The 24,853-nt window shown below is 64.5% G+C and carries 22 protein-coding genes; 10 read left to right on the top strand and 12 right to left on the bottom strand.

Annotated features, from left to right (window positions below; genetic code table 11):
- Positions 1 to 264: 264 nt before the first annotated feature.
- Positions 265 to 1,806 (bottom strand): alkaline phosphatase D family protein, encoded by a 1,542-nt coding sequence (locus tag MTR72_RS12805; protein ID WP_341510395.1) that lies wholly within the window; start codon positions 1,804 to 1,806, stop codon positions 265 to 267.
- A gap of 99 nt (positions 1,807 to 1,905) precedes the next feature.
- The gene (locus MTR72_RS12800) at positions 1,906 to 3,351 is read right to left on the bottom strand and encodes a TAXI family TRAP transporter solute-binding subunit (protein ID WP_280967607.1); all 1,446 of its coding nucleotides are present in this window, start codon (positions 3,349 to 3,351) and stop codon (positions 1,906 to 1,908) included.
- 152 nt (positions 3,352 to 3,503) lie between these two features.
- Between MTR72_RS12800 and MTR72_RS12795 the strand changes: the two genes are divergently transcribed.
- Together MTR72_RS12795 and MTR72_RS12790 are read left to right on the top strand one after the other, a co-directional pair.
- A complete protein-coding gene (locus MTR72_RS12795; protein WP_280967608.1) occupies positions 3,504 to 3,806 on the top strand; it encodes a 4a-hydroxytetrahydrobiopterin dehydratase in 303 nt (100 codons plus the stop codon).
- 88 nt (positions 3,807 to 3,894) lie between these two features.
- Complete coding sequence (locus tag MTR72_RS12790) at positions 3,895 to 4,290, top strand: YkvA family protein (protein ID WP_341510394.1); 396 nt, start codon at positions 3,895 to 3,897, stop codon at positions 4,288 to 4,290.
- A 301-nt stretch (positions 4,291 to 4,591) separates the two neighbouring features.
- Here the strand turns inward: MTR72_RS12790 and MTR72_RS12785 are convergent, their stop codons facing one another.
- The 3 genes from MTR72_RS12785 to MTR72_RS12775 form a co-directional block, all read right to left on the bottom strand.
- Positions 4,592 to 5,758, bottom strand: coding sequence for a TAXI family TRAP transporter solute-binding subunit (locus MTR72_RS12785; RefSeq protein ID WP_280967610.1), 1,167 nt, complete (start codon positions 5,756 to 5,758; stop codon positions 4,592 to 4,594).
- An 18-nt stretch (positions 5,759 to 5,776) separates the two neighbouring features.
- Positions 5,777 to 6,637 (bottom strand): hypothetical protein, encoded by an 861-nt coding sequence (locus tag MTR72_RS12780; protein ID WP_280967611.1) that lies wholly within the window; start codon positions 6,635 to 6,637, stop codon positions 5,777 to 5,779.
- A 377-nt stretch (positions 6,638 to 7,014) separates the two neighbouring features.
- On the bottom strand, positions 7,015 to 7,989 hold the full coding sequence (locus MTR72_RS12775; RefSeq protein ID WP_341510393.1) for an NADPH:quinone oxidoreductase family protein: 975 nt from the start codon (positions 7,987 to 7,989) through the stop codon (positions 7,015 to 7,017).
- A gap of 199 nt (positions 7,990 to 8,188) precedes the next feature.
- On the opposite strand from MTR72_RS12775, the gene MTR72_RS12770 reads away from it, so the two are divergent.
- The 8 genes from MTR72_RS12770 (at position 8,189) to MTR72_RS12735 (ending at position 15,758) form a co-directional block, all read left to right on the top strand.
- A complete protein-coding gene (locus MTR72_RS12770) occupies positions 8,189 to 9,028 on the top strand; it encodes an SDR family oxidoreductase (protein ID WP_280967613.1) in 840 nt (279 codons plus the stop codon).
- Between the two features lie 113 nt (positions 9,029 to 9,141).
- Positions 9,142 to 9,771, top strand: a complete 630-nt coding sequence (locus tag MTR72_RS12765) for an invasion associated locus B family protein (protein WP_280967614.1) — start codon at positions 9,142 to 9,144, stop codon at positions 9,769 to 9,771.
- A gap of 189 nt (positions 9,772 to 9,960) precedes the next feature.
- Complete coding sequence (rlmN, locus tag MTR72_RS12760) at positions 9,961 to 11,163, top strand: 23S rRNA (adenine(2503)-C(2))-methyltransferase RlmN (RefSeq protein WP_280967615.1); 1,203 nt, start codon at positions 9,961 to 9,963, stop codon at positions 11,161 to 11,163.
- A 123-nt stretch (positions 11,164 to 11,286) separates the two neighbouring features.
- Positions 11,287 to 11,781 carry a hypothetical protein gene (locus MTR72_RS12755; RefSeq protein WP_280967616.1) on the top strand — a complete coding sequence of 165 codons (495 nt, stop codon included), beginning with the start codon at positions 11,287 to 11,289 and terminating at the stop codon, positions 11,779 to 11,781.
- A gap of 153 nt (positions 11,782 to 11,934) precedes the next feature.
- Positions 11,935 to 12,711 (top strand): phosphatase PAP2 family protein, encoded by a 777-nt coding sequence (locus MTR72_RS12750; protein WP_280967617.1) that lies wholly within the window; start codon positions 11,935 to 11,937, stop codon positions 12,709 to 12,711.
- Between the two features lie 94 nt (positions 12,712 to 12,805).
- Positions 12,806 to 14,143 carry an argininosuccinate synthase gene (gene argG / locus MTR72_RS12745; RefSeq protein WP_280967618.1) on the top strand — a complete coding sequence of 446 codons (1,338 nt, stop codon included), beginning with the start codon at positions 12,806 to 12,808 and terminating at the stop codon, positions 14,141 to 14,143.
- Between the two features lie 195 nt (positions 14,144 to 14,338).
- A complete protein-coding gene (locus tag MTR72_RS12740; protein ID WP_341510392.1) occupies positions 14,339 to 15,046 on the top strand; it encodes a hypothetical protein in 708 nt (235 codons plus the stop codon).
- 28 nt (positions 15,047 to 15,074) lie between these two features.
- Positions 15,075 to 15,758, top strand: a complete 684-nt coding sequence (locus MTR72_RS12735; protein ID WP_341510391.1) for a hypothetical protein — start codon at positions 15,075 to 15,077, stop codon at positions 15,756 to 15,758.
- Between the two features lie 83 nt (positions 15,759 to 15,841).
- Here the strand turns inward: MTR72_RS12735 and MTR72_RS12730 are convergent, their stop codons facing one another.
- The 7 genes from MTR72_RS12730 to sdhA all read right to left on the bottom strand — a co-directional run bounded on the left by MTR72_RS12730 (position 15,842) and on the right by sdhA (position 24,852).
- Entirely contained in the window at positions 15,842 to 18,058 is a 2,217-nt protein-coding gene (locus MTR72_RS12730) for an OmpA family protein (protein WP_280967620.1), read from the bottom strand.
- A gap of 202 nt (positions 18,059 to 18,260) precedes the next feature.
- Positions 18,261 to 18,485 carry a hypothetical protein gene (locus MTR72_RS12725; protein ID WP_280967621.1) on the bottom strand — a complete coding sequence of 75 codons (225 nt, stop codon included), beginning with the start codon at positions 18,483 to 18,485 and terminating at the stop codon, positions 18,261 to 18,263.
- Between the two features lie 82 nt (positions 18,486 to 18,567).
- Positions 18,568 to 18,954 (bottom strand): VOC family protein, encoded by a 387-nt coding sequence (locus MTR72_RS12720; protein ID WP_280967622.1) that lies wholly within the window; start codon positions 18,952 to 18,954, stop codon positions 18,568 to 18,570.
- 24 nt (positions 18,955 to 18,978) lie between these two features.
- A complete protein-coding gene (locus MTR72_RS12715; protein ID WP_280967623.1) occupies positions 18,979 to 19,803 on the bottom strand; it encodes an FkbM family methyltransferase in 825 nt (274 codons plus the stop codon).
- A gap of 83 nt (positions 19,804 to 19,886) precedes the next feature.
- Positions 19,887 to 22,025, bottom strand: a complete 2,139-nt coding sequence (locus tag MTR72_RS12710) for a hybrid sensor histidine kinase/response regulator (RefSeq protein ID WP_280967624.1) — start codon at positions 22,023 to 22,025, stop codon at positions 19,887 to 19,889.
- A gap of 183 nt (positions 22,026 to 22,208) precedes the next feature.
- Positions 22,209 to 22,991 carry a succinate dehydrogenase iron-sulfur subunit gene (locus MTR72_RS12705; protein WP_280967625.1) on the bottom strand — a complete coding sequence of 261 codons (783 nt, stop codon included), beginning with the start codon at positions 22,989 to 22,991 and terminating at the stop codon, positions 22,209 to 22,211.
- A 25-nt stretch (positions 22,992 to 23,016) separates the two neighbouring features.
- The gene (sdhA, locus tag MTR72_RS12700) at positions 23,017 to 24,852 is read right to left on the bottom strand and encodes a succinate dehydrogenase flavoprotein subunit (protein ID WP_341510390.1); all 1,836 of its coding nucleotides are present in this window, start codon (positions 24,850 to 24,852) and stop codon (positions 23,017 to 23,019) included.
- Position 24,853 lies beyond the last annotated feature (1 nt).

The following is a 24,853-nucleotide window of genomic DNA, read 5'->3' as shown; positions in this document are numbered from 1 at the left end:
GCCTAAAAAGGAAGCCCGGCCAGATCGACCGGGCACCCTACGCGTTTGCAGCGCAATATAGGCAAAAAACGTCAAAAAACAATGCGTTCTTTCGCGGTTGGTTGACTGAATTTTGTCCGGACATTCCCGGGCTTAGGGGGTGGTCGGGGGCTTTACCCGGCGTTCCGGCTTCAGGCCGGGCCGCGATCCGCCGCCTCGGCGGGATAGACGCCGCGACAGCACTTGGGTTGGCGCCTTGGGTTGGCGCCGGTTAGCGATGCGACGTCAGGCGGACGTTGGATCGAGCGTGGTCGACCACAGCGCAACGTCGGCGCGGTCGCGCAAGGTCACCGTCATCTGGCCCGAGCCGCCGTCGATCCTGACGTGACCGAAGAACTGCATGCCGGCGGATGGCGGCAGATTCTGATTGTCCTTTCCCGGCGCTTTGATGAAGCGCACATCCGGCCCGAACGTGTTGTCGAGCTGGTTCGGACCGAAGGTGCCGGCGTGCAACGGACCCGACACGAATTCCCAGAACGGCTCGAAATCCTGGAATTGCGCCTTGTTCGGATCGTAGTAGTGCGCGGCGGCATAGTGCACGTCCGCCGTCAGCCACACCGTGTTCCTGATCGGCGCCATCTTGATGAAGCGCAAGAGGTCGGCGATCTCGAGCTCGCGGCCGCGTGGCGGCCCGTCGCCTTGCGCGAAGGCTTCGGAGCCGCCCTTCGGCGTGTCTGATACGATCAGGCTGAGCGGCATGTCGGAAGCGATCACCTTCCAGGTTGCGCGCGAGTTCAAAAGACCGCGCTTGAGCCAGGCGATCTGGTCCGGGCCGAGGAAGTAGCTGGCCGGACCATAGCTCGTTTCGAGATTGGCTCCGTTCGCGCCGCGATAGCTGCGCTCGTCCAGCACGAACACGTCGAGATGCGGGCCGTAAGCGATCTGGCGATAGACCCGGCACGGCTCAACGATGCTCTCGCGCATCGGATACATCTCGTGGAAGGCCCGTGCGGCGCGGGCTGCAAGCAGCGAGATGTTGCGCTCCTTGTAGGCGGCCGGCAGCTCCTTCGACATCGACCAGTTGTTGGTCACCTCGTGATCGTCCCACTGCACGAAGATCGGCACCTCGGCATTGAAGGCGCGGACGTTGTCGTCGGTGAAATTGTATTTGTGCGCGGCGCGGTACTCGTCCAGTGTCTCCGCGACCTTGGCCTTCTCGGGGATCGCGACGTTCTTCCAGGTCTTGCCGTCGGCAAGCTTCACCTCGGAGACGATCGGGCCGTCGGCGTAGATGGTGTCGCCCGAATGCAGGAAGAAATCCGGACGGTGCTTGCGCATGGTCGAGAAGGTGAACATGCCGCCGTCATCGGGATTGATGCCCCAGCCCTGGCCGGCCACGTCGCCGCCCCAGACAAAGCGGACGTCGCGGCGGTCGGCGGGCGCAGTGCGGAAGCGACCGACGACCGGCTCGCCTTCGATCGCGGTGTGGGAGAGATCACGGAAGCGGACGCGATAGAAGATGTCCTGGCCCGCGGGAAGGTTTTCCAGAAGCATCTTTGCGGTGAAGTCACTTTCGGGCAGCGCCGCGATCGGCGGCAGCGCGCGGGAGTCCTTGAAGGATTCCGTCGTCGCCACCTCGACCAGCATCTGCGACGGGCGATCGGCGCGCGCCCAGACCACGCCGCCATCGACGGTGACGTCGCCGGACTGCACGCCATGAGTGATCGCCGGCCGGTCGGCCGCGCGCGACAGACGAGGCATCGCGATCGCGCCAAGTGCACCGGCGCTGGTGGACAGAAAACGGCGGCGGGAGAATTTGATTGTCATGGGATGGTCTCGAGATGGCTCGGGACGGCCGCAGAGGCGGCGCATCGACAGGAATTGCTATATTGGGACAATGTGACGCAGCAATAACGCGCGCAGCGTTCATGCGTTGCCGGCGGCCCGGAATTGCGCGCCGGCGCGCTGCAGGCTTTGCGGCAGGCTGAGCAGCAGCGCCTTGCGATCGGCGACGGCCGTATGGAATTGCTCGAGGGCGATGTTGAATGCCGTGAGCGCGCTTTCCTCGATCGCGCCATGGTCGAAACAACGCAGCGTATCGCGCAGGATGTCGTCGGCTTCGACCTGCATCTGGTCGAGCTCTTCGGTGGTCTCGCTCTTCCGCGCGGCGACAATCATGTCGAGCAGCCGCTCGCGCAGATGGCTGTTGCTGTCGCGCTCGTCCTTCTTCAGATAGCCGGCGAACCAGGCGCCGAGCGAGCCCATGGCGGAGAGTGCCATCAGGCTCCACCAGATGTAATCGCTGTACTTGTCGAGGAAGGTCTTTTCCTCGCCATCGACGAAAGCGGCGGCGCCTGGATGCACGGGAATCACGGCATCCTTGTCGGTGTCGGGCGTCTCGATCTTCGCGGCGAGCGGGAATTCCGCCACAAGCTGCTGGCGCACCGCGAAGAGCTGCCGGGTGAAGGCCGCGACGGTGGTCTCCGACAGGCCTTTGCGTGCCACGACGTGATGGGAAAAGCTGATCGTCTTGACCTCTTCGTCGGGACGGTCAGGCGAGCCGCCATAAGTCCCGGCAGGAATTTCAGCGGATTCATAGGCCGGGTGGTTCTGCGCGATCGCGTCGGCGGAATCGATGGCAAGGAAGGTCGGCGTGCCCCCCTCCTTGGTCGACGCCGCAATCGCGTCCGCCGTGACCTTGCTGTTGACCGGTCCGGCCGCGAGATAGACATCCGCCTTCTGGGCCCGGATCGCCTCGGCCGCCTCATTGGCGGGGAACTGCACGATCTCGACCTTGGCGGGATCGACGCTGTATTGCTGGAGGATCACCTTGAGCAAGTTGACGTTGGCCTGCGTGCGGCCGACGACGCCGACGCGATGGCCGGCAAGCTGCGCGATCTTGGTGATCTTGGCGCCCTTCTTCTTGCCCTTGCCCGCTACGGCCCACAGCACCACCACGTTCTTGCGCAGGGTCGCGACGGCTTGTGCGTTCTTCGGCACGTTGAGATCGCCGCGTACGATGGCGAGATCCACCTTGCCTGCGGCGAGCGCGTCGGCGCTTGCAGTCGCGCCTTCGGTCTGGATCGGGCGCAGCCGCACATAGCCCTTGCTCTGCGCGAACGCCTGCGTCAGCGTTTGTACGACCTTTAAATCATCGCTGTTGGCGGGACCGACCGCGATCCTCAGCATCACCGGCCGCATCGCGAAATAGTAGCCGCCCGCAAGTGCGCCAACGATCGCAAGCACCAGAGCCAAGGACACGAGCATCGTCTTCCGCGCCGCGGATCGCGGCGAAGATGGCGTGGGCGCTTCGGCAAGCTCGTGACCCCCGGTCATCGATCTCCCAAACAGGCGTTTCAGGCTCAGTTTCATCTTGGCCGGCAATTCAAGGCGGATAATTGTAGCAAATTTCCCGTCCGGCGCTGGTTACATCTCCGTCATGGTTAGCGGACGGACGAAGTCCCTATGAACCCGGGCGTCACCACGGTGTTAGGATAAAGTTCCCCTGAAGGACGGAGGCGATCATGACAGAGCGGCTGTCGGCAGATGTGCGCAAGCAGGCGTTGAGCGGGATACCCGGCTGGGCCGAGGTCGGGGGCCGCGAGGCGATCCAGAAGACGTTTGTCTTCAAGGATTTCAGCGAGGCCTTCGGCTTTATGACGCGCGCGGCGCTCGTCGCCGAGAAGATGGATCATCATCCTGAATGGCGCAACGTCTACAAGACGGTCGAGGTCGTGCTGTCGACCCACGACGCCGGCGGCGTCACGGCGCGCGACATTGATCTCGCCAAGGCGATGAACGCGATCGCCAAGCTTACACCTACCTGACGTCTTGCAGGGGGCGGTGGCATCCCCATCTTGTGATCAGCACCGGATGCGGCGATCCGCCGCGCCGGGCTGAACGGGGAGTTTGACCATGTCCGCCGAACAGAGTGTCGGCTTCGAGCCGGCCGATCGGCTCGCGGAAGATCGTGAAGGCGTGCGCCGCCGGTTCTGGCGCAAGCTGAAGCGTGTCGTCGCGCAGTTGCCGTTCGCGGAGGATCTGCTCGCCGCCTATTACTGCGCCTTCGACAGGCAGACGCCGCGCCACGTGCAGGCGTCGCTGCTCGGCGCGCTCGCCTATTTCATCCTGCCGTTCGACTTCGTCCCGGACGTGATGCCGATGCTCGGCTTCACCGATGACGCCGCCGTGCTCGCCACTGCGATCCGCCTGGTCGCCAGCCACATCACAAATGAGCATCGCGAAGCCGCCCGCGCCGCGCTGAAGCGCGGTGTGGCTGACGCAGAGGTGGAAGCCGAAGCTACGTCGTAGCGCGGCGCCACACGTTCCGCCGTCATTCCCCGCGAAAGCGGGGCATCCAGTACGCTGCAGCTTCTCCGTATACTCGCACTGTCTCTGGAATACTGGATCGCCCGCTCCAGTGCGCAATTGCGCACAAGGCGGGCGATGACAGTGAGTGTGTGGATGGCGCTCACCACGAGCGTCGTCATTGCGAGCCAACGGGTCCGCGCAAAGCGCGGCCCGATGACAGGCTCCGCGAAGCAATCCAGAGAATTTTTCGCGGCGGCAGCCTGGATTGCTTCGTCGCTTTCGCTCCTCGCAATGACGCCTTTTACTTCTTCTCCGGCCGCGCCTGCGCGCGGGCATTCTCTGCGTCCCAAGCCTGGAATTGCTTGAACAGCGTTTCCCTGTCGGCGTCGGACACTTTCGCTGCCGCGGGATTCTGCCTCAGGAACGCCTCGAAGCGCTGCCGCGTCACCGGCTCGATGCCGTGCCGGTCGAGCCATTGCTGCGCCACCGGCAACCTGTTCCAGCCGGCGAGCGGGGCTGCGAGCGAGACCTCCTTCCACTTGGGATGGAAGGGCGGGTTCTGCAGCGCCGGGAATTTGGTGAAGAACGCGTCCACGAACAGCGCCAGCTTGCGATAGCGCTCGGTGTTCGGCGCCCAGTTATAGGCCGCGAGCACCGCGGGCACCGCGATCGTGTCCACGGTTTCGCCGTCCTTGATCAGGTTCGGGTAGTCCTTGGACGTCAGCGTCGCCGGCAGATAGTCGCTCTGCAGCGGCTTTGAATAGTCCACGCTTGCGAGATGGAAGCGGCCGTCATTGCTGAAGGTCGAGACCGATTTGTACGGCTTGCCGCCGACCACGATGACGGCGTCGATCTGGCCGGCCTTCAGCTTCTCCATCGCGATCCGCTGCTCGACATAGACGAAATTCGCCTTGATTCCGAGCCGCTCGAACACGGTGAGGGCGGTGACGAAGGTGCCGCCATTGGGCAGGTCGACGCTCACCGTCTTGCCTTCGAGATCCTTCAGCGTCGCGATCGATTTCGGCGCGATCACCTGCATCTCTTCGTTGTAGAGCTTGGTCACATAGGTGAACTGCTTCTTGATGTCCTTGGCGAAGCCCTTGCGCTCGAGATAGTCGAGCGTGTCGGCGCGTACGATGCCGAGGTCGACGCCTTGCAGGAACAGGATGTCGGCAACGCTCTGCACCGAGCCACGGCCGACGATCGGCAGCACGCGGATCTTGTTGCCGTCGTCGAGCACCGAGGCGAGGTCGGCGCCGAACTGCACATAGGTGCCGCCGATCGTGCCGGTGATCAGCGTGACGGTGTTGGCGTTCAGCGCCTGCTTGGTCGAGGTCGACCCGAACTGGAAGATGGCCTTCAGGCTGTCCGAGACCTTGGCCGGATCATATTCGGTCTGCTCGGCGCGCGCCGCGAAGGCACAGACGGTCATGATGGCGGCTAGCGCCATTCTCGAAAAATAACGCATGATATCCTCTAAAGAGCTCTAGTTCTGAAGCTGGGTGAGGCGCTGCCGCGCCTCCGCCGATCCGAGGCCTGCGGCCTTCTCGTACCAGTCGCGCGCGGCCGTCGCGTCGCCGGCGATGGTCCGCGTATCGTTGGTGCCAAGCACGGCCGGGTCGTAGGTCTGCGCCAGCAGAAACGCCGCGGTCGCATCCTGAGCATTCGCCGCCCGTTCGAGCAGCAGGCGCGCGGAGACGATATCGCCGACCGTCAACAGGCTCTTCGCACGCGTCATCAGCCCGGCCAGCGTGTCGGCATCGAGTGTCTTGGCGGGGAGCGTCTTGGCAGGGAGTGTCTTGGCGGGCTGAGGAGGAGGCGCGGGCTGCGCCGCGACGGGCGCGGGCGCCTGGGACTGCAGCGCGTTCTGATAGGCGGTCGCGATCGCTTCGCGGCTCGGCGTTGACGGAGCGGGGAGATCCTGCGCGTCAGCGCTCGCCAGCTTGATGTCGCTCACGCGGGCCGGATCCTTGACGGCGGTCTGCTTTGCCGCCGGCAGATTGGCCGGAGTCTGGTCCGGCGCTGCAGCCACCGAGCCACCGGCATAGGCGGCAAGGAGGCCGCGAAGGTCGGACTGGAACACCGCGCCCAAAACTATCATGGCGGACGCCACCAGAACGGCGGCGAGGATGTGCGGGACGATCCTGCCTTTGGGTTGCAGCGCCAGCGGCGCGAATTCCCCCGGATCCGGTGCGCTGAGCGGATCGGACAGGAAAAGCGGAACCGGATCGTCCGGCGAAAGATCGGCTCGTGCGGCCCGCGCACGGATATAGGGCGCGGTCGGATATGATTGATCGGAGTCGAATTCGCTCGACTCGTTGGACTGACGGTACACCGTCGTCTCCATGGTGATGCTCCCCATTACTACGCAACGCAGGGGCATTCCCGGCTTCAGTCTTCTTGTTTTTGTCCAGAAGTGCCCCACAAACTGGAACCGGTAAATCGCCGTCTGAATCAGACCAAAAAACGACGACGGTTTGCGCGAATCGGGAGATATTTGGGTTTGATTTAGGCGGCGCGACGGAATGCACCGCAATTTTGACGGAATGGTTGACGGCGCTTAACCATGTGGTGGGCGGTTCCGCAGGAACCCTGGGTGTCCCCGCTGGCCACCACGCCATCCGCTGTCATGCCGTGGCTTGCCGCCTTCGCCGAACTTTCGGCGGCCGAGCACCCTTGCACATGTAGCGAGTGTATGTTGGCGGGCGACGTCGCCTGCATCCCTCAGGGATGCAGGATCACCTTGCCCATCGCCTGACGGCCGGCGAGCACCTTCAGCGCATCTGCGGTCTGCGCCAGCGGGAAGGTGCGGTCGATATGCGATGAAATCTTTCCTTCCGCCGTCCACTTCACGAGCTTCTCGAGATTGGCGCGGTTCTTCGCCGGGTTGAGCCGCGTCCAGGCGCCCCAGAACACGCCGCGGATGTCGCAGCCCTTCAAGAGCGCGAGGTTGAGCGGCATTTTCGGAATGTCGCCGGCGGCAAAGCCGATCACGAGGAAGCGGCCCTCCCACGCGATCGATCGCAACGCCTGCTCGGCATAGCTGCCACCCACGGGATCGAAGATGATGTCGACGCCCTTGCCGTCGGTGAGCTTGCGCAGGCCTTCCTTCAAATCTTCCTTGCCGTAGTTCAGCGTCAGCTCCGCGCCATGCGCCTTGGCAAAGGCGAGTTTCTCATCCGATGAGGCGCATGCGATCACCTTCAGGCCCATCAGCTTGCCGAGCTCGCATGCCGCAAGGCCGGTGCCGCCGGCCGCGCCAAGCACCGCGAGCGTTTCGCCCGGCTTCGGGCTCGCGCGGTCTTCCAGTGCATGCAGCGCCGTGCCGTAGATGATGATGATGCCCGCCGCGCGGTCGTAGTCGAGATTATCGGGGATCTTCACGATCGATGCGGCCGGCAGCGCGATCTTCTCGCGCGCGCCGTTGTGGCCACAGGACGCAACGACACGGTCGCCGACCTTCAGATCGGTGACGCCGGGACCGACGCTCTCGATCACGCCGGCGACTTCGGCGGCCGGCGAGAACGGGAAGGGGGGCTTGATCTGATACTTGCCCTGGATCATCAGGATGTCGAAGAAGTTCAGCGCCGCGGCCTTGATCGCGATCACCGCTTCGCCGGGACCTGCCACCGGATCCGGCACATCGGCCAAAACGAGATCGTCGGGTTGGCAATATTGCGTGCAGAGAATGGCTTTCATGGCGGCACCTCAGGCGTTTCGGGACGGAATTATAGTTTGCCCGTTTCTGCCGGATTTAGGCTCGGGCGACAATCCAGTTTCTGCACGCGAGGCTTTCGCCTAATTCCGTGGCGCGAACACTGGATTGCTTCGCTTCGCTCACAATGACGGTGCTACTTTCCACAGCAACAACGCGACTTGCTGATGGAGGATTCAAACGATGTTTGAAACAGGTCTGCTCAGAGACAAGCGCATCCTCGTCACCGGTGGCGGCTCGGGCCTCGGTGCCGCGATGGCGCGTCGCTTCCTCACCCTCGGTGCGGAGCTCGTGATTTGCGGCCGTAAGCTTGATCGGCTGGAGGCAACTGCAATGGAGATGCGCGCGCAGACCGGCGGCAAGGTCACGACTATCGCCTGCGACATCCGCGACGGCGCCGCCGTCGATGGCATGATGGACGCGATCTGGCGCGAGGCGCCGCTCGACATTCTCGTCAACAATGCGGCCGCGACCTTCATCGCGCAGAGCGAGCATCTGTCGTTCCGCGCCGCGGATGCGATCCTGGCGCCGACACTCCATGGCGCGATGTATTGCACGCTCGCGGCCGGCAGACGTTGGATCGAGGGCAAGCACAACGGCGTCGTGCTCTCGATCCTCTCGACCTCGACCATCACGGGCCGCGCCTTCACGGTGCCGTCCGCGATGGCGAAGTCGTCGGTGCTGGCGATGACCAAGAGCCTCGCGGTCGAATGGGGGCCAAAGGGCATCCGCACCGTCGCGATCGCGCCGGGGCCGTTCCCGACCGCCGGCGCGTCGGGGCAGCTCCGCCCGGAGGGGCGCGATGAGGGGTGGGCCTCGCGCAATCCGCTTGGCCGCACCGGCGAGCACAGCGAGCTTGCCGACCTCGCCAGCTTCCTGGTCTCGGATCGCGCGGGTTACATTAATGGCGAGATGGTGGTGATCGACGGCGGCGCGCATTTGCGGAGTTCCGGCGCCGAGGACCTGTTGCGCTGGACCGATTCTCAATGGGCCGAGCAGCGCGCCGCGCGCTCCCGCGACTAGCCGCGTCCCCGCTAACTGCCTTCCCAAATTGGACTTTCCCGGCTATCCCTGGCTGGGGACACGACTCACGCGGGCCATCTTCCAGTCACAATATTGAGGGAACCACTCGGGCCATGTGGCGGGTGCTTTTTTTAGCTTTGATGTTTGGCGTGGCGTGGGGAAACATCGATTCCGCGCGCGCGCAGACAGCGCAACCGGCGCCGAAGGCCGCGGCAAAACCGGCTGCTCCGGCAAAGACGCCTGCCAAGCCCGAGAGTAAATCGGGGGCTCCTCCCGCGGGGGTTGCCGGTGGTGCCGAGCCGACCCTGATCGGCCAGTTCGGGACCTGGGGCGCCTATTCGGCCACGCCCAACGGCAAGAAGGTCTGCTTTGCGCTGGCAAAGCCCTCATCGTCGAAGACCAACCCGCCGAATCGGCCGCGTGACCCGGCCTATGCCTTCGTCTCGACCCGGCCGGCGGAGAGGGTGAACAACGAAGTCTCGGTCATGATCGGCTACGCGCTGAAGCCAGGCTCGGAATCGACGGTCGAGGTCGGCGGCGCCTCTTACGCGATGTATACTCAGGGCGACGGCCTCTGGATCAAGAACGCGGCCGAGGAGGAGCGGATGGTCGAGGCCATGCGCCGCTCCGCCGATCTCGTGGTCAAGGGCGTCTCGGCCAAGGGCACGGAGACCACCGACACCTTCTCGCTCAAGGGCCTCGCCCAGGCGCTCGACAAGATCGCCCAGGATTGCAGGCGGTAGGGCTGCCGCCGGTAAGAGCGGTCGCAATCGGGAGTTCCGATTGCTATATTGGGGGCGTTCCACAATTTCGGTCGTCATGGCCGGCCTCGACCCGGCCGTCCACGCGTCACCGCGACTGAGGATAGACGTGGATGCCCGGGTCAAGCCCGGGCATGACGAGTTCAGATAGCAGCGATCTTAGGCCCATTGATGCAACCGACGACCGAGCCGCACAACGCAACACTGGTGGAGAAAACTCCGCTCGAAACCTATGTGCCGCCGGCCAAGCCGTCGCTCATCGGCCTGTCGCGCAGCGAGCTTGCCGACCGTCTTGGCGAGATCGGCGTAGCACCTGCCCAGCGCAAGATGCGCGTGCAGCAATTGTGGCACTGGATCTATTTCCGCGGTGCCGAGAATTTCGACGAGATGACGTCGATCTCGAAGACCATCCGCACCGAGCTCTCGCAGCGCTTCACAGTCGACCGGCCCGAAGTCGTGGCCGAGCAGATCTCGAATGACGGCACGCGCAAATGGCTGTTGCGGCTGCCGAGCGGCGACAATGTCGAGAAGGCGCATGAAGTCGAGTGCGTCTACATTCCGGAGACTGATCGCGGCACGCTGTGTGTCTCCTCCCAGGTCGGCTGCACGCTGAACTGCGCCTTCTGTCACACCGGCACGCAGCGCCTGGTGCGCAACCTCACCGCCGGCGAGATCGTCGGCCAGGTGATGGTGGCGCGTGATCGCTTGAATGATTGGGCCGATCGCGAGAACGGCAGCCGCCTCGTCACCAACATCGTGATGATGGGCATGGGCGAGCCGCTCTACAATTTCGACGCGGTGCGCGACGCGCTGCTCATCGTCGGCGACAATGAGGGGATCGGCATTTCCCGCCGGCGCATCACGCTGTCGACCTCGGGTGTGGTGCCGAACATCGTCCGCGCCGGCGACGAGATCGGCGTCATGCTCGCCATCTCGCTGCACGCGGTGCGTGACGAATTGCGCAACGAGCTCGTGCCGCTCAACCGCAAATATCCGATCGCCGAGTTGTTGCAGGCCTGCCGCGACTATCCGGGTGCCTCGAACGCGCGCCGCATCACGTTCGAATATGTGATGCTCAAGGGCGTCAACGATTCACTCGACGATGCGAAGCTGCTGGTGAAGCTGCTCAAGGGCATTCCCGCCAAGATCAACCTGATTCCGTTCAATCCCTGGCCCGGCACGGCCTATGAATGTTCGGACTGGGATCAGATCGAAAAATTCTCCGAGTACATCTTCAACGCTGGCTACTCCTCGCCGGTGCGCACGCCGCGCGGCCGCGACATCCTTGCGGCCTGCGGCCAGCTCAAGTCGGAGACCGAAAAGCTCTCGGCCCGCGAACGCCAGGCGCTGCGCGCCATGGCGATGACGGATTGACAATGCCCACGCTATCGCATCCTCGTCATTGCGAGCGAAGCGAAGCAATCCAGAGTCTTTCCGCGGAGGCAGTCCGGATTGCTTCGCTTCGTTCGCAATGACGATATCGGTGAATTTTCTCGTATGCCGCTAATCGGCCGCCTCGTCGTGATCTTCATCGGTTTTCTCGCCTCATGCCTGGTGGGTGGCATGATCGTGGTTGGGGCGCTGCTGTTTCCGGAATTCTCCGATCTCGGCGCCGGCCCGGTCGATGAAAGCACGATCGACATCCTGCTCGGGTTTGGTTTCATCTTCGTCTCGGGCTTCGCACTGGTGCCGGCAATGGTGATCGTGGCGATCACCGAGGCGCTCTACATCCGCAGCGTGCTGGCTTATGCCGTCGGCGGTGGCCTCGTTGGGCTGGCCTGCTATCTCGGCCTCGTGCCGTTCCATCCCGAAACGATGCAGTTCGAAGGCATCGTCCGGCGCCATCTGGAGATCATGACCGGCGCGGGCATTGTTGCGGGCGTCGTCTACTGGCTGATCGCCGGCCGCAACGCCGGCGCCTGGCGTCATCCGTCACCCCCGCGCAAGCCGCCCCCGCCGCTGCCGTCGCGTTCGCGGCCGGATGGGTCGTGACTGCTTGCGGCTGTTCCGGAATGACGCGCCGCATCTTCGCCGGGACGACAACGTCGAGGCATCGCGCTATGACAAAATCGGCGCTGCTTGTGTCGCTAGCCGCGACCGACTCCGGGGTTTCCATCTCCTGCTCCCTCCGCTAAACCGCGCGCCATGAACCGGACCGGACTTTTCATCGCCCTGACGCTGTGGCTCGTGATCGGCGTCGTCTTCGGCCTCTATCCCGAACTCGATCTCAAGCTCGCATCGCTGTTCTTCGATCCCGGCACAAAAAGCTTTCCGCTCAAGCTGAACGGCTGGGCCGCCTTTGCGCGCGATGCCGCGATGTGGGTTGCCTGGGCGTTCGCGCTGCCCTCGCTTGTCGCGCTCGTGGTCAAGCTGATCCGTCCCGACCGGCCGTTGATGGTCTCCGGGCGCGCGATGATCTTCCTGCTCGCGACGCTGACGCTGTCGGCCGGCATTCTCACCAATCTCACTTTCAAGACCTATTGGGGCCGGCCTCGCCCGGTCGTCGTGACCGAGTTCGCCGGAGACCAGCAGTTCGTGCCATGGTGGGATCCGCGCGGCGGCTGTGCGCGCAACTGCTCGTTCTTCTCCGGCGAGGGCGCGACCGCGTTCTGGACACTGGCGCCGGCCGCTCTCGCCCCGCCGGCATGGCGGCCGCTCGCCTATGCCGGGGCGGTGGTCTTCGGCGCCGTGACCAGCGGGCTCCGCATGGCCTTCGGCGGCCACTTCTTCACCGACGTCGCGATTGCCGGCCTCGTCACCTTCGTCGTGATCTGGTTTGCCTACGCCCTGATTTACCGCTGGCCGCGGACGCGGCTGTCGGACGAGGCCGTCGATGCCGCGCTGACCCGGCTGGCCTGGCCCGCCTACCGGCTTCGCCAGCGCCTGTTCGGCGGCAAAACCGGTCCCGCGCCGTCGCTCTGAGCCATTAAACGCGTGCCCCCGCGCGCGAAATTTGATATTCGCGCGGTCAAACCCCTCAGCGACATCAGCCCCTTTAAGACCGATTGGAAGCCCCATGACCACGATCCTGAAAAGCCTGCCCAAGGGAGAAAAAGTCGGCATCGCTTTCTCGGGCGGTCTCGACACCAGCGCGGCGCTGCTCTGGATGAAGCAGAAGGGCGCGCGCGTGTTCGCCTATACCGCCAATCTCGGCCAGCCCGACGAGGCCGACTACAACGAGATCCCGCGCAAGGCGATGGATTTCGGCGCCGAGAAGGCGCGGCTGGTCGATTGCCGCACCCAACTCGTCCATGAAGGCATTGCCGCGATCCAATCCGGCGCCTTCCACATCTCGACCGGCGGCATCACCTACTTCAACACCACGCCGCTCGGGCGCGCCGTGACGGGCACGATGCTGGTCGCCGCCATGAAGGAGGACGGCGTCAACATCTGGGGCGACGGCTCGACCTTCAAGGGCAACGACATCGAGCGCTTCTACCGCTACGGTCTGCTGACCAACCCGAATTTGCGCATCTACAAGCCCTGGCTCGACCAGCAGTTCATCGATGAACTCGGCGGCCGCGCCGAAATGTCGGCGTTCATGACCGCCCAGGGCTTCGCCTACAAGATGAGTGCCGAGAAGGCGTATTCGACCGACAGCAATCTGCTCGGCGCCACGCATGAGGCGAAGGATCTTGAAAGCCTCGACAGCGGCATCAAGATCGTCAACCCGATCATGGGCGTGCCGTTCTGGCGCGATGATTGTGCGGTCAAGGCCGAGAAGGTCGTCGTGCGCTTCGAAGAGGGCCAGCCGGTTGCGCTGAACGGCCAGACCTTTACCGATCCCGTCTCGCTGCTCCTCGAAGCCAACGCCATCGGTGGCCGCCATGGCCTCGGCATGAGCGATCAGATCGAGAATCGCATCATCGAGGCCAAGAGCCGCGGCATCTATGAGGCGCCGGGCATGGCGCTCCTGCACATCGCCTATGAGCGCCTCGTCACCGGCATCCATAACGAGGACACCATCGAGCAGTACCGCATCAGCGGCCTGCGCCTCGGCCGCCTGCTCTATCAGGGCCGCTGGTTCGATTCGCAGGCGCTGATGCTGCGCGAGACCGCGCAGCGCTGGGTTGCGCGCGCCGTCACCGGCGAGGTTACGCTCGAGCTGCGCCGCGGCAACGATTATTCGCTTCTGAACACGGAAAGTCCGAACCTCACCTATGCCCCGGAGCGGCTCAGCATGGAGAAGGTGGAAGACGCGGCGTTCACGCCGGCCGATCGCATCGGCCAGCTCACGATGCGCAATCTCGACATCGCGGACACGCGGACCAAGCTGAAGCTCTACACGGACACCGGCCTCTTGTCGGGCAGCGAGGACTCGGAGATCTTCAGGCTCGAGAGCGACAAGGGGTAATCGGCGGGAATTCGCAGGGACCCAATCGTCACCTGGATATAAGGCCTGCTACTTCTCAATATGGGCTGCTTACCTTAGGAGAGCGCGCTCTAGGCATACAGCAATGCGCACACCCCCTGTTGTCCTCAACAGGCATGCGACTAAGGTTGTAGTGTCCGAGACCTCTCGTATATGTTGTGGTCGCTGAGGTTGACGATGAGAGTTCTCTATGCCGGATATCGGGCGATTGATTTGTGGCGAGCCTATTGTCGAGGGGCGCGCCAAGATAGCGCTTCAGCAATGTCGCAATCGGTAGAGTCGTTTGCTAGTAGGGCAATAAGAATTCTAGGCGAGGTGGCCTCGGACGAGGCTACAGCACTGGGACCGTTCTTTGCCCGCGTTCTGCTTGAGAATTCATGCGCTGCATTAGTTGGCCGCTTAGATCCATTTCGAATACTGTACTTGAGTGAATTTCAAGGCCAGCCGGAATATGAGCACGGTAAGCGAGCCAGATCCGGATTTTCCTGGTTTGGCGACGTAATGCCAGCCGAAGAAAGAAATTCGGAGCTGTGGAATCTCGAGCAAGACGTTTCGAAGATTGGCCGTGCACTGTTTTCAAAACACATTGATCATGTTTGTTGGCAGCCGGCCGTTGAAAGCATGCTGGATTTCGTGTCGGCCCATGGATCGGATCCCCTGCTTCGAGACATTCTTTCGCTAGGCGCAGAAACTTACGTCAAGAAGACAAAAGGACAGAGCCAGCAATTGTATTCGACCCTATCGAAGGGCGTTCATTGGGAGTTTTTCAATAGCGCGCTACTTTTCGACGAGGCGACGGTAAAAAGCGCTATTCGAGAAACCTGTCTCCTCGTTGCCCATCTAGGTTTGGTGTCTCATTTTAATCTTGGCGTGCAATCGATTTGATGGCCAAGACAAAGTCGGAATTCCGGAAGTGAACAAATGCCTGTTGGACATGGCAACAGCGCACTATTGGCCGCTAATGGAAGAAGTAGCTCCGAAGCTTGGGGTTTATGAGCCGCTCGTGGAGCCAGCACGCGAGGTGATGGAAATTATCGTTGAGCACACTTCGAGATCGGTACGGGACGGTCGTCCCGTTGCGCCAGACCGGGCTCTAATTCACCGACAAATTGTTGGGCAATACACTAAGATCTTTGAGATACTTGAATATCTGGGCTTTCTCTCCAGGCGCGAGGCTTCCCGTGCTCTGAAATCTGGGGGACGGGGGCCGGTCTTTGCAATCAACCTTTGCAATCTGCTGGATAGCGTTCCTTCGAAACGTCTGACCTTCGAAATGATAGACCAGTGGATCGGAGCGCTGCCAGAGCCGGCCGAATTCCATGTTTCGGGCCAAGCATTCCATAGCGTGCAGCTTCCGCCGTTGCCGGTAGAGCACGGCCTCGCGATTTTAGATAAGTCAGTTACCGTGCTAGGAAAGTCAGCGGCTTATCCTTACGGATTTACTGACAACCTAATCGAACGCTTGACGGCGGCTGGCATTGCGACGGTCGGTCAGCTTGCGACAACAGATGATCAAACGCTCGATCAAATCGACTATATCGGCGACGTGACAATCAAGCGCATTCGCGAAGTAGTTTATCAAGCGATCTGGATGTAAGTCCCGTTTCATTCTGGCAGATGACCTTGACGAACAAAAATGGCCGGGATCGCTCCCGGCCATTTGCATTTGTGCGGTCCGCCTCAGCGCGGCGGCGCGGTGCCGGGCGGGGGCGGCGGCAGCGAGGCCTGGCCGCCGTTGAGCAGCGGCGTGATGCGGCGGATGGTGACGCGCCGGTTGATCCGGCTCGGTCCGTCCGTTTGCTCCTTCAGATACTGCTTGCCGTAGCCCTGCGACGTCAGGTTTTCCGCCGGCACATTGAACTGCTGGGTCAGCAATTCGGCCGCGGCCTGCGCACGGCGGTCCGACAATGACAGATTGTCGACGTCGTTGCCGACCGCGTCGGTGTGGCCCTCGATCAGGAACACCTCGCGCGGGTTGCGCTGGATCGCCCGGTTGAGACCGTCGGCGATCACTTGCAGCCGCGCAGCCTGGTCTGGTGGGATGGTCCACGATCCCGTCTCGAAATTGATCGTGTTGACGTCGATGCTCGGCATCTGCATGCGGACATTGGGGCTGTAGCGGATCTCGTCGAGCGAGTAGCGCCGTTCGATCCGTTGTACCGGCGGCGCCTCCATGGTCTCGTAGATCACGTCCGGCGACGCATCCGCGGAGTCGACAATGTAGCGGTCGTAGGGAATATTGATGACCGGCGGCGGCACGTCGACATAGAAGCCGCCGACTGCCCGCGGGTCGCGGTAGCTGTTGTCGATGATGACGATCTCGCGCCCGCCGGGGTCCCTGCGGATTCGCCGCAGCAACTGACCGTCAGCACCGACCACGGTGATCACCTCGCTGCCATCGGGACGGACCACGACGGTGCGGGTTTCACCGCCGACGGTGTCGGTGCGGATGTCGCGGGCCCCATAACGGAAGCGATAGAGATCGTTGCCGCGGACGTACTCCTGCCCGCTCGGGTCGCGGATGATAATCCGGTCCGGCTCGGTGTAGACGGTGCGGCCGCCTTCGACGACCTCGCGTCGCTGGTTGTGGAGGTCGGCGATGGTCGCGCCGATCACGGCTCCAGCCACTACGCCTGCACCGACAGCCAGCGGCGTCAGGTCACGCTGTGGCGGACGCGGCGGTGGCGGCAGCGGGGCTGCGACCGTAGGCGCGGCCCGGAAGGCCGGCGCAACCGTCGGCGGAGCGTATTGCGCCCTGTTGGGCGGTGGCGCAGCGGCTGGCGTGCCAGGGACGACAGTCGGCGCCGCGGCGCCGGCGGGAGGCGTGGGCCGGGCCGGGGCACCCGCCTGCGGCGGTGCAGCCGGAGTTCCAGCAGCGGGCGCGCCCGCGGGCGGCGTCCCGCCCTGACGTCCCGGCGCCGGCGTCACGGCGCCGCCGGGGGCCGGCGTTGCCGTCGGGGCTGGGGTTGCGCCGGGTGCGGGCGTTGGTGCCGGACCCGTACGTCCGGCCGGCGGCGTGGTCGTCGCGCCGCCAGGAGCGGGTGTAGCGGTTGGTACGGGCGTCGGGCTCGGCGTGGCCCGAGTCGTTGGCGCCGCGGGAGCAGGCGTCGCCGTCGGCGCCGGCGAGGCACCGGGAGCCGGCGATGGCGTTCCCGCGGCCGGTGGAGGTGCCCCGGGGCGTCCGGGCGGCGGTGCACCGGGGCGTCCAGCCGGCGGCGCGCCAGGCGTGCTGCCCGGAGCCGGCGTCGCCGTTGGCGCAGGTGCAGGTGTGGTTGTCGGGGCAGGCGCGGCCGGGCGCGCACCCGGCGCTGCGGGTGCAGGAGACGGCGTGGCTGTGGGCGCCGGCGCGGGACGTGTCTGAGGAGCCGCTGCGGGCGGCGTCGGAGCGGGACGCGCTGCGGGCGGTGCCGGAGGTGGCGGTGTCGGCGTCGGGCGAGCCGCGGGCGGCGCTGGCGGAGGTGGGGTCGGTGCGTGCTGCTGCGGAGCCGCAGCCGGCGGCGGCGACGGCTGCTTCGGGGCGGCAGGCGGTGCCGGCGGCTGAGGAGGAGGCGCCTGATGCGTCGCGGGCGGCGGCGGAGGTGGCGTCGGGCGTGACGGCGCGGCCGCGGGCGGTGGCGTGGGAGCGTGCGGCGGCGCAGCCGCAGGCGGCGGTGCGCTCGGACGCGTAGGAGCTGCTGGCGGTTGAGGCGGTGCGGTGGGGCGCGCAGCGGGCGGCGGTCCTTTCGGCTGCTCCTTCTCCTTCGGCGGCTGCTTCGGTTTTCCGTCAGGGCCCGTCTCTTGCGTCTGGGCTTGTGCAACCACGAGCGGCGGTGCGCTTTGCGCATGCGATGCGGAGCTTGCGAATTGCATCGCGGTCAGAGCCGTCGTGGCAAGCAGCACGAAGCGAAGATTGGTCATGTCGAGAAATTCCCCGGAAGGTTCTTTGACGAAGTTAGGTGATGAACAGCTACGCGTTGGGCCGCATTGTGGCGGGCGAAGATGTGGCGGCCCGATTTATTTCTACATGCAAATCATGTCACACGATCGACGTTCATTGCGCATTCAGACGCAGGTTGCAATCGCCTCATATGTGGTGGTCGCCTCATGTGTGGTCCCGCAGCTAACTTGCATCCGTCGCAGGATTCGGCGTGTGCGGTCCGTTCGGTCCGCGCGGTGGAATCTCTTCGGGAATGCGCGGCGGCAATTCATCCGGCCGCGGTGGTGCGTCGGGCTCGTGCACGGGCGGCACAATGTCGGGCTGCGGGTTGCCCGGCGGAATCCCCGGCGGCGGCTCCGACGGAGTGCCTGGTGTCGCTGGCGGAATCTCAGGCGGTTCGATTGGCATCGGTACATCGAATTCAGTTGTCCAGAGAACGACAACGATGATGCCGCGCCGATGTTCCTTCTCGCGTGGTGTGGGAACTCGTCTATTCCGGAGCGTGGCAGACAGCCTCAATGTTGTGGCCGTCGGGATCGCGCACGAAGGCGCCGTAGTAGTTCGGATGATAATGTGCGCGAATGCCGGGCGCTCCGTTGTCGCGGCCGCCTGCCGCCAGTGCCGCCTTGTAGAAGGCATCGACCGCGGCGCGGTCCTTGGCCAGGATCGCGACGTGCACCGGCTTGTTCAACGCGCCTTCGCCGCCGATCCAGAAATCCGGCTTACCGTCGGCGCCGAAACCTGCGGCCGGATCGTGGCCGGTCTGCTCCTGCGTCACTTCCATGATCAGGGTGTAGCCGAGCGGTGCCAGCGCCTTGACATAGAACGCCTTGGCGCGCTCGTAGTCGGAGACCGGGAAGCCCATGTGATCGATCATCGCAAGCTCCGTTGTTCGTCGGCGTCAGCGTGAGAGGAACGTGTTGCTCCGTGTCTTGCGCGTGATTGCAAAGCCGCGCGCGACCATCTCTGCAATACAATCCTCGCGCCATTCGTTTTGTGACAGATGTTCGATAACGACGGCGCGAGGCCACAATGAGGGCGGGGCATCCCTGAAGAAGCCGATCAGCACGCGGTCCTCAAAACCCTCGACGTCGATCTTCAGCGCATCGACCTTTGTCACGCCGGCCTCGTCGAGAATTCGTGTCAGGCGCAACGACGGGACCTTGATCGCATCGGCGCTGGCTGCCCCGGTCACGACATGGCTGGCGCCGAGATTGCCGCCGTCGGTCTCGATCATCAGCTCGCCGTCGCTGTCGCCGGCGGCGGCCTGCACCAGGCGTACCTGTGTTGCTCTCGATGCGGCGCAATTGAACGAGAGCCGTGCAAAGGTCGTTGGGTGCGGCTCGATCGCAACCACCTTGCCCTCAGGGCCAACCTGGCGCGCCATCACCAGCGCGAAGGTGCCGACATTGGCCCCGACGTCGACGAACACGCCGCCAGTCGGCGTGTGTTGGCGCAGAAAATCGAGCTCATCGAGATTGTAGTCGGGATTGAACAGCGCACCGCGCTCGGTCGCGCTGCCTTGGTGATAGAAGCGGAACGAGGCGCCCTGATAGCTGACGTCGACAGGACCGCCGCGCATCAGATTGACCAGCCGCGACAACCACGGACGGAATGCGCCGCGCTTCAGCCCTGACTGCTGGGCGAGGCGAATGATCGCGGCCTGCGCCGCATTCGGCGCAAACGCGCCGAATGGCGCGGGCGAAGGGTCGTTGTCGGGCGTCACGCAGGCGATCCTCGTTGCAAGCGGCGCATGCATAGCCGGTTTTGCCGCCGGCTCCAACGTCGGGCTACATGCGCGGCGTCAATTCATTCGGCGGCGCCGTCGCGCACCCGGCGCAGTCGCGCGGCCCGATGCAGCGCGCGCGACAGTTCCTCAATCGAATAGGGCTTTTGCACAAGGTCGAAGCCGGCGACCCCGTCCTGGGACAGCGCCTGGCTGTAGCCGGTGGTCAGCACGACCGGCACGCCGATGCCGCGATCATGGATCGCCTGGGCGAGATCGAGCCCGGTCATGCTGGGCATCACAACATCCGTGAACACGACATCGAAGCGATCGGCATCCACGACCAGCTCCGAGAGCGCGTCGGCGGCGTTGTCGACCAGCGTGATGCTGTAGCCGAGCTCGGTGAGGCCGTCGGCGGCAAAATTGCCAAGCTCGATGTTGTCCTCGACCACCAGCACCGAGATGCCGCTGCCGGTCTCCGCCGGCGCGGTGTTCGGCGCCTGTCGTTGCGGCAGCACCTCGGGCGGCACGCGCGGCAAATAGAGCGAGAAGGTGCTGCCCTGGCCGACTTCGCTCTCCACCGTGACTTCACCGCCGGATTGCCTCGCGAAGCCGAACACCTGCGACAGGCCGAGACCGGTGCCGTGGCCGACCTGCTTGGTGGTGAAGAACGGCTCGAAGATGCGTCCGATCTGGCCTGCGGGAATGCCGACGCCGGTGTCGCTGACCGCGATGCTGACAAAGCTTTGGCTGCCGGCGTGATGCGCCAGCGTGTTCGGAATGGTTGTCGCCGTCTGCACGGTAAAGGCGATCCGGCCCTTGCCCTGCATGGCATCGCGCGCATTGGTCGCCATGTTGATCAGCGCCGTCTCGAACTGGCCGGCATCGGCATTGACGAGGCAAGGCTCCGCCGGCAGCCGCATCGTGATCTCGATCGCCGGTCCGAGCAGCGTGGCGAGCATGTCGTGCAGCGACTGCATCCGCGCGCCGATGTCGAACACCTCGGGCTTCAGGGTCTGGCGCCGTGCGAACGCCAGTAGCTGCGAGGTCAGCTTGGCAGCGCGCGCGACCGCCTCCGCGATCGCGGTGATGTAGCGTTGGCGCCGTTCCTCCGTCAGTTGCGGCCTGTTCAACAGATCGACGGAGGCGCGGATCACGGTGAGGAGGTTGTTGAAGTCGTGCGCGACGCCGCCGGTGAGCTGTCCCAGCGCCTCCAGGCGCTGGCTGTGCTTGAGCGCCTCCTCAGCCTCCCGCCGCCGCGCCGCTTCGGCCTGCAGATGTTGGGTGCGCCGGAACGCCAGCGCGAGCAGCAGAAAAAGGAGTGCGGTTGCGGGAACGCCGAACACCAGATGCTGGCCCATGGTGGCAAACCAGCGCGCGCGGATCGCCGACGTCTCGAGTCCGGCGCTGACATAGATCGGATATTCCGCGACGTGCCGGTAGCCGATGCGGCGCTCGATTCCGTCCGAGGGCCAGGCGATGGTGATGAGGCCGTGCTCGGGGCTTGCTGCGATCTTCTGGCCGACCGGTCCGGCCGGGTCGAGCCGGACGTCGCGATCGAGCCGCGGGAAATGCGCCAGCACCACGCCGTCGGTGCGGCCCATCGCGAAGAAGCTGCCGGGATCGGAGCCGATCCGGGCGTAGAAACTCTCGAAATATTCCGGCAGGACGGACGCCTGGATCACGCCGATGAAGCGGCCGTCATCGGAATCGCGGCGGCGGCTCATCCCGAAGAAGCGCGCCCCCTGATAGGGCGCGCGCGGCGTTAGGGGCGTGCCGATGAAAGTGCCGATGTTCTGGTCGGCATGGGCATAGAAGTAATCGCGGTCGGCGAATGTGAGCTCGGGCGGCGGCGAGGCGAGGCTGTTGACCAGCGATCGTCCGTCCGCGTCGAAAATCCATGCCGATTTGAGCTGCGGCAGCAAATCCGTTAGCCGCTTCAGGCGCCGGTGTAGCGCCGGCTCGCGCGAGCGGATGACGTCGTCGGGAATGCCGCGCACCACCTCATTGAGCTCGGCGAGGCTGCGGTCGATGGTCTCGAACACCTTGAGCGCGTGCTCATGCGCGACATCGAGCGTGCGCTCGATCTCGCGGTCGGCGGTGTCCCTGGTCGAGGCGTAGGAGATCGCGGAAGCGATCACGAACAGCGCAATCGGCAGCGCCAGGGATGCCACCATCATCCACTGCAACAGCCTCAGCGAGTTGCGTTGCGCGCCCTGCACGGTCGCTCCGGTCCCTGACGGGTGAGCTTACTTGAATTTCCCGTGAGGAAGGAAGTGACTTGTGAATGGAACCTTTGGTTGTACTCCAAGGAGTCGCCCGCGGCGCGGGTCGCGGCAAATTCTATTCAAGTTGGCGGCGATCGCGGCATGCCCCGGCCGTCCCGGCGGGGCATCGAAGGATGGCTAGATCTGCCGTTCGACCATCTTGAGCTTCAGCTCGGCGATGGCTTCCGCCGGGTTGAGGCCCTTCGGGCAGGCTTTGGCGCAGTTCATGATGGTGTGGCAGCGGTAGAGCCGGAACGGGTCCTCGAGATCATCGAGCCGTTCGCCGGTCGCCTCGTCACGGGAATCGGAGACCCAGCGGTTAGCCTGGAGCAGCGCGGCGGGACCGAGATAGCGTTCGCTATTCCACCAGTAGCTGGGGCACGAGGTCGAGCAGCAGGCGCAGAGGATGCACTCGTAGAGGCCGTCGAGCTTCTCGCGGTCCTCGTGGCTCTGGCGCCATTCCTTCTGTGGCGTCGGCGAGGTCGTCTTCAGCCACGGCTCGATGGAGGCGTACTGCGCATAGAAATTGGTGAGGTCGGGGACGAGGTCCTTGACCACGGGCTGGTGCGGGAGCGGATTGATCTTCACCGCGCCGTCCTTCACGTCGTGCATCGACCGGGTGCAGGCGAGCGTGTTCTGGCCGTCGATGTTCATGGCGCAGGAGCCGCAGACGCCTTCGCGGCAGGAGCGGCGGAAGGTCAGCGACGGGTCGATGTGGTTCTTGATCCAGATCAGTCCGTCCAGCACCATCGGGCCGCAGTCGTTGGTGTCGACGTAATAGGTGTCGATGCTCGGATTCTTGCCGTCGTCCGGATTCCAGCGATAGACGCGGAATTCGCGCAGCTCCGTCGCGCCTGCGGGCTTCGGCCAGGTCTTGCCGCCGGTGATCTTCGAGTTCTTCGGAAGTGCGAATTCAACCATTTTCGATAAGGCCTTCGCTGTTCGATCAATACACGCGCGCCTTCGGCGCGATGTACTGCACGTCGTTGGTCATGGTGTAGTTGTGTACCGGACGGTACTCGATCTTGACCTTGCCGGCGTCGTCCAGCCAGGCCAGCGTGTGCTTCATCCAGTTCTTGTCGTCGCGTTCGGCGAAGTCTTCGCGGGCATGCGCGCCGCGGCTCTCGGTGCGGTTGGCGGCCGAGTTCATCGTCACCACCGCCTGCGAGATCAGATTGTCGAACTCGAGCGTCTCGACGAGGTCGGAATTCCACACCAGCGAGCGGTCGGAGACAGCAATGTCGGTGATGCCGCTGTGGACCTTCTGGATCAGGTTCTGGCCTTCGCTCAGCACTTCGCCGGTGCGGAACACGGCGCAGTTGTTCTGCATCACGTGCTGCATGCCCTCGCGCAGCTTCGCGGTCGGCGTGCCGCCGGAGGCATAGCGGTAATGGTCGAGGCGGCCGAGCGCCATCTCGGCCGAGTTCGCCGGCAGCTCAGGTTGCTTGGCGTTGGCCGTGAGCTTCTCGGCCAGGCGCAGCGCGGCGGCGCGGCCGAACACGACGAGGTCGATCAGCGAGTTGGAGCCGAGGCGATTGGCTCCGTGCACGGAGACGCAAGCGGCCTCGCCGATGGCCATCAGGCCCGGAATCACCGCGTTATCGTCGCCGTCCTTCTTGGTCAGCACCTCGCCGTGATAGTTCGTCGGAATGCCGCCCATGTTGTAGTGCACGGTCGGCACGATCGGGATCGGCTCGCGCGTCACGTCGACATTGGCGAAGATCTTCGCGGATTCGGAGATGCCCGGCAGCCGCTCGGCCAGCACTGCGGGATCGAGGTGGTCGAGATGCAGGAAGATGTGATCCTTCTTCTTGCCGACGCCGCGGCCTTCGCGGATCTCGATGGTCATTGCGCGCGAGACGACGTCGCGCGAGGCGAGGTCCTTGGCGGACGGCGCGTAGCGCTCCATGAAGCGGTCGCCCTCGGAGTTGACGAGATAGCCGCCTTCGCCGCGCGCCCCTTCGGTGACCAGACACCCCGAGCCGTAGATGCCGGTCGGATGGAACTGCACGAACTCCATGTCCTGGAGCGGCAGCCCTGCGCGCAGCACCATGCCGCCGCCATCACCCGTGCAAGTATGGGCCGAGGTGCAGGAGGCGTAGGCGCGGCCGTAGCCGCCGGTCGCGAGAATCGTGGTCTGGGCGCGGAAGCGGTGCAGCGTGCCGTCGTCGAGTTTGAGCGCGATCACGCCGCGGCAGGCACCCTGGTCGTCCATGATCAGGTCGATGGCGAAGAACTCGATGAAGAACTCGGCCGCATGGCGCAGCGACTGGCCGTACATCGTGTGCAGCATGGCGTGGCCGGTGCGGTCGGCGGCCGCGCAGGTGCGCTGCGCCTGGCCCTTGCCGTAATCCATGGTCATGCCGCCGAACGGACGCTGATAGATCTTGCCGTCCTCGGTGCGCGAGAACGGCACGCCCCAATGCTCGAGCTCGTAAACCGCCTCGGGCGCGTTGCGCACCATGTATTCGATCGCGTCCTGGTCCCCTAACCAGTCCGACCCCTTCACGGTGTCGTACATGTGCCAGCGCCAGTCGTCCTTGTGCATGTTGCCGAGCGAGGCCGAGATGCCGCCCTGCGCCGCGACCGTGTGCGAGCGCGTCGGGAACACCTTGGTGATGCAAGCCGTGCGCAGGCCCGCCTCGCTGCAGCCGACCACGGCACGCAGGCCGGCGCCGCCGGCGCCGACCACGACGACGTCATAGGTGTGGTCTTCGATCGGGTAGGCTTTTCCGTTGGTGGCGGGAGCGCCGTTGCCCTTGCCATTCGTCGCTGCGGCCATG

The sequence above is a fragment of the Bradyrhizobium sp. ISRA442 genome (genome assembly GCF_038085055.1).
Taxonomy (GTDB): domain Bacteria; phylum Pseudomonadota; class Alphaproteobacteria; order Rhizobiales; family Xanthobacteraceae; genus Bradyrhizobium.
Note: the sequence above shows the minus strand (reverse complement) of the source record. Positions and strands in the feature narration are given on the sequence as shown.

Excerpts from the sequence above, each read along its gene's own strand:
- MTR72_RS12730 (WP_280967620.1), bottom strand. The coding sequence starts at position 18,058 with ATGACCAATCTTCGCTTCGTGCTGCTTGCCACGACGGCTCTGACCGCG.
- MTR72_RS12780 (WP_280967611.1), bottom strand. The coding sequence starts at position 6,637 with ATGGAGACGACGGTGTACCGTCAGTCCAACGAGTCGAGCGAATTCGAC.
- MTR72_RS12790 (WP_341510394.1), top strand. The coding sequence starts at position 3,895 with ATGTCCGCCGAACAGAGTGTCGGCTTCGAGCCGGCCGATCGGCTCGCG.
- MTR72_RS12750 (WP_280967617.1), top strand. The coding sequence starts at position 11,935 with ATGAACCGGACCGGACTTTTCATCGCCCTGACGCTGTGGCTCGTGATC.
- argG (WP_280967618.1), top strand. The coding sequence starts at position 12,806 with ATGACCACGATCCTGAAAAGCCTGCCCAAGGGAGAAAAAGTCGGCATC.
- rlmN (WP_280967615.1), top strand. The coding sequence starts at position 9,961 with ATGCAACCGACGACCGAGCCGCACAACGCAACACTGGTGGAGAAAACT.
- MTR72_RS12740 (WP_341510392.1), top strand. The coding sequence starts at position 14,339 with ATGAGAGTTCTCTATGCCGGATATCGGGCGATTGATTTGTGGCGAGCC.
- MTR72_RS12795 (WP_280967608.1), top strand. The coding sequence starts at position 3,504 with ATGACAGAGCGGCTGTCGGCAGATGTGCGCAAGCAGGCGTTGAGCGGG.
- MTR72_RS12805 (WP_341510395.1), bottom strand. The coding sequence starts at position 1,806 with ATGACAATCAAATTCTCCCGCCGCCGTTTTCTGTCCACCAGCGCCGGT.
- MTR72_RS12765 (WP_280967614.1), top strand. The coding sequence starts at position 9,142 with ATGTGGCGGGTGCTTTTTTTAGCTTTGATGTTTGGCGTGGCGTGGGGA.
- MTR72_RS12720 (WP_280967622.1), bottom strand. The coding sequence starts at position 18,954 with ATGATCGATCACATGGGCTTCCCGGTCTCCGACTACGAGCGCGCCAAG.
- MTR72_RS12770 (WP_280967613.1), top strand. The coding sequence starts at position 8,189 with ATGTTTGAAACAGGTCTGCTCAGAGACAAGCGCATCCTCGTCACCGGT.
- sdhA (WP_341510390.1), bottom strand. The coding sequence starts at position 24,852 with ATGGCCGCAGCGACGAATGGCAAGGGCAACGGCGCTCCCGCCACCAAC.
- MTR72_RS12785 (WP_280967610.1), bottom strand. The coding sequence starts at position 5,758 with ATGCGTTATTTTTCGAGAATGGCGCTAGCCGCCATCATGACCGTCTGT.
- MTR72_RS12725 (WP_280967621.1), bottom strand. The coding sequence starts at position 18,485 with ATGCCAATCGAACCGCCTGAGATTCCGCCAGCGACACCAGGCACTCCG.
- MTR72_RS12755 (WP_280967616.1), top strand. The coding sequence starts at position 11,287 with ATGCCGCTAATCGGCCGCCTCGTCGTGATCTTCATCGGTTTTCTCGCC.
- MTR72_RS12800 (WP_280967607.1), bottom strand. The coding sequence starts at position 3,351 with ATGAAACTGAGCCTGAAACGCCTGTTTGGGAGATCGATGACCGGGGGT.
- MTR72_RS12705 (WP_280967625.1), bottom strand. The coding sequence starts at position 22,991 with ATGGTTGAATTCGCACTTCCGAAGAACTCGAAGATCACCGGCGGCAAG.
- MTR72_RS12775 (WP_341510393.1), bottom strand. The coding sequence starts at position 7,989 with ATGAAAGCCATTCTCTGCACGCAATATTGCCAACCCGACGATCTCGTT.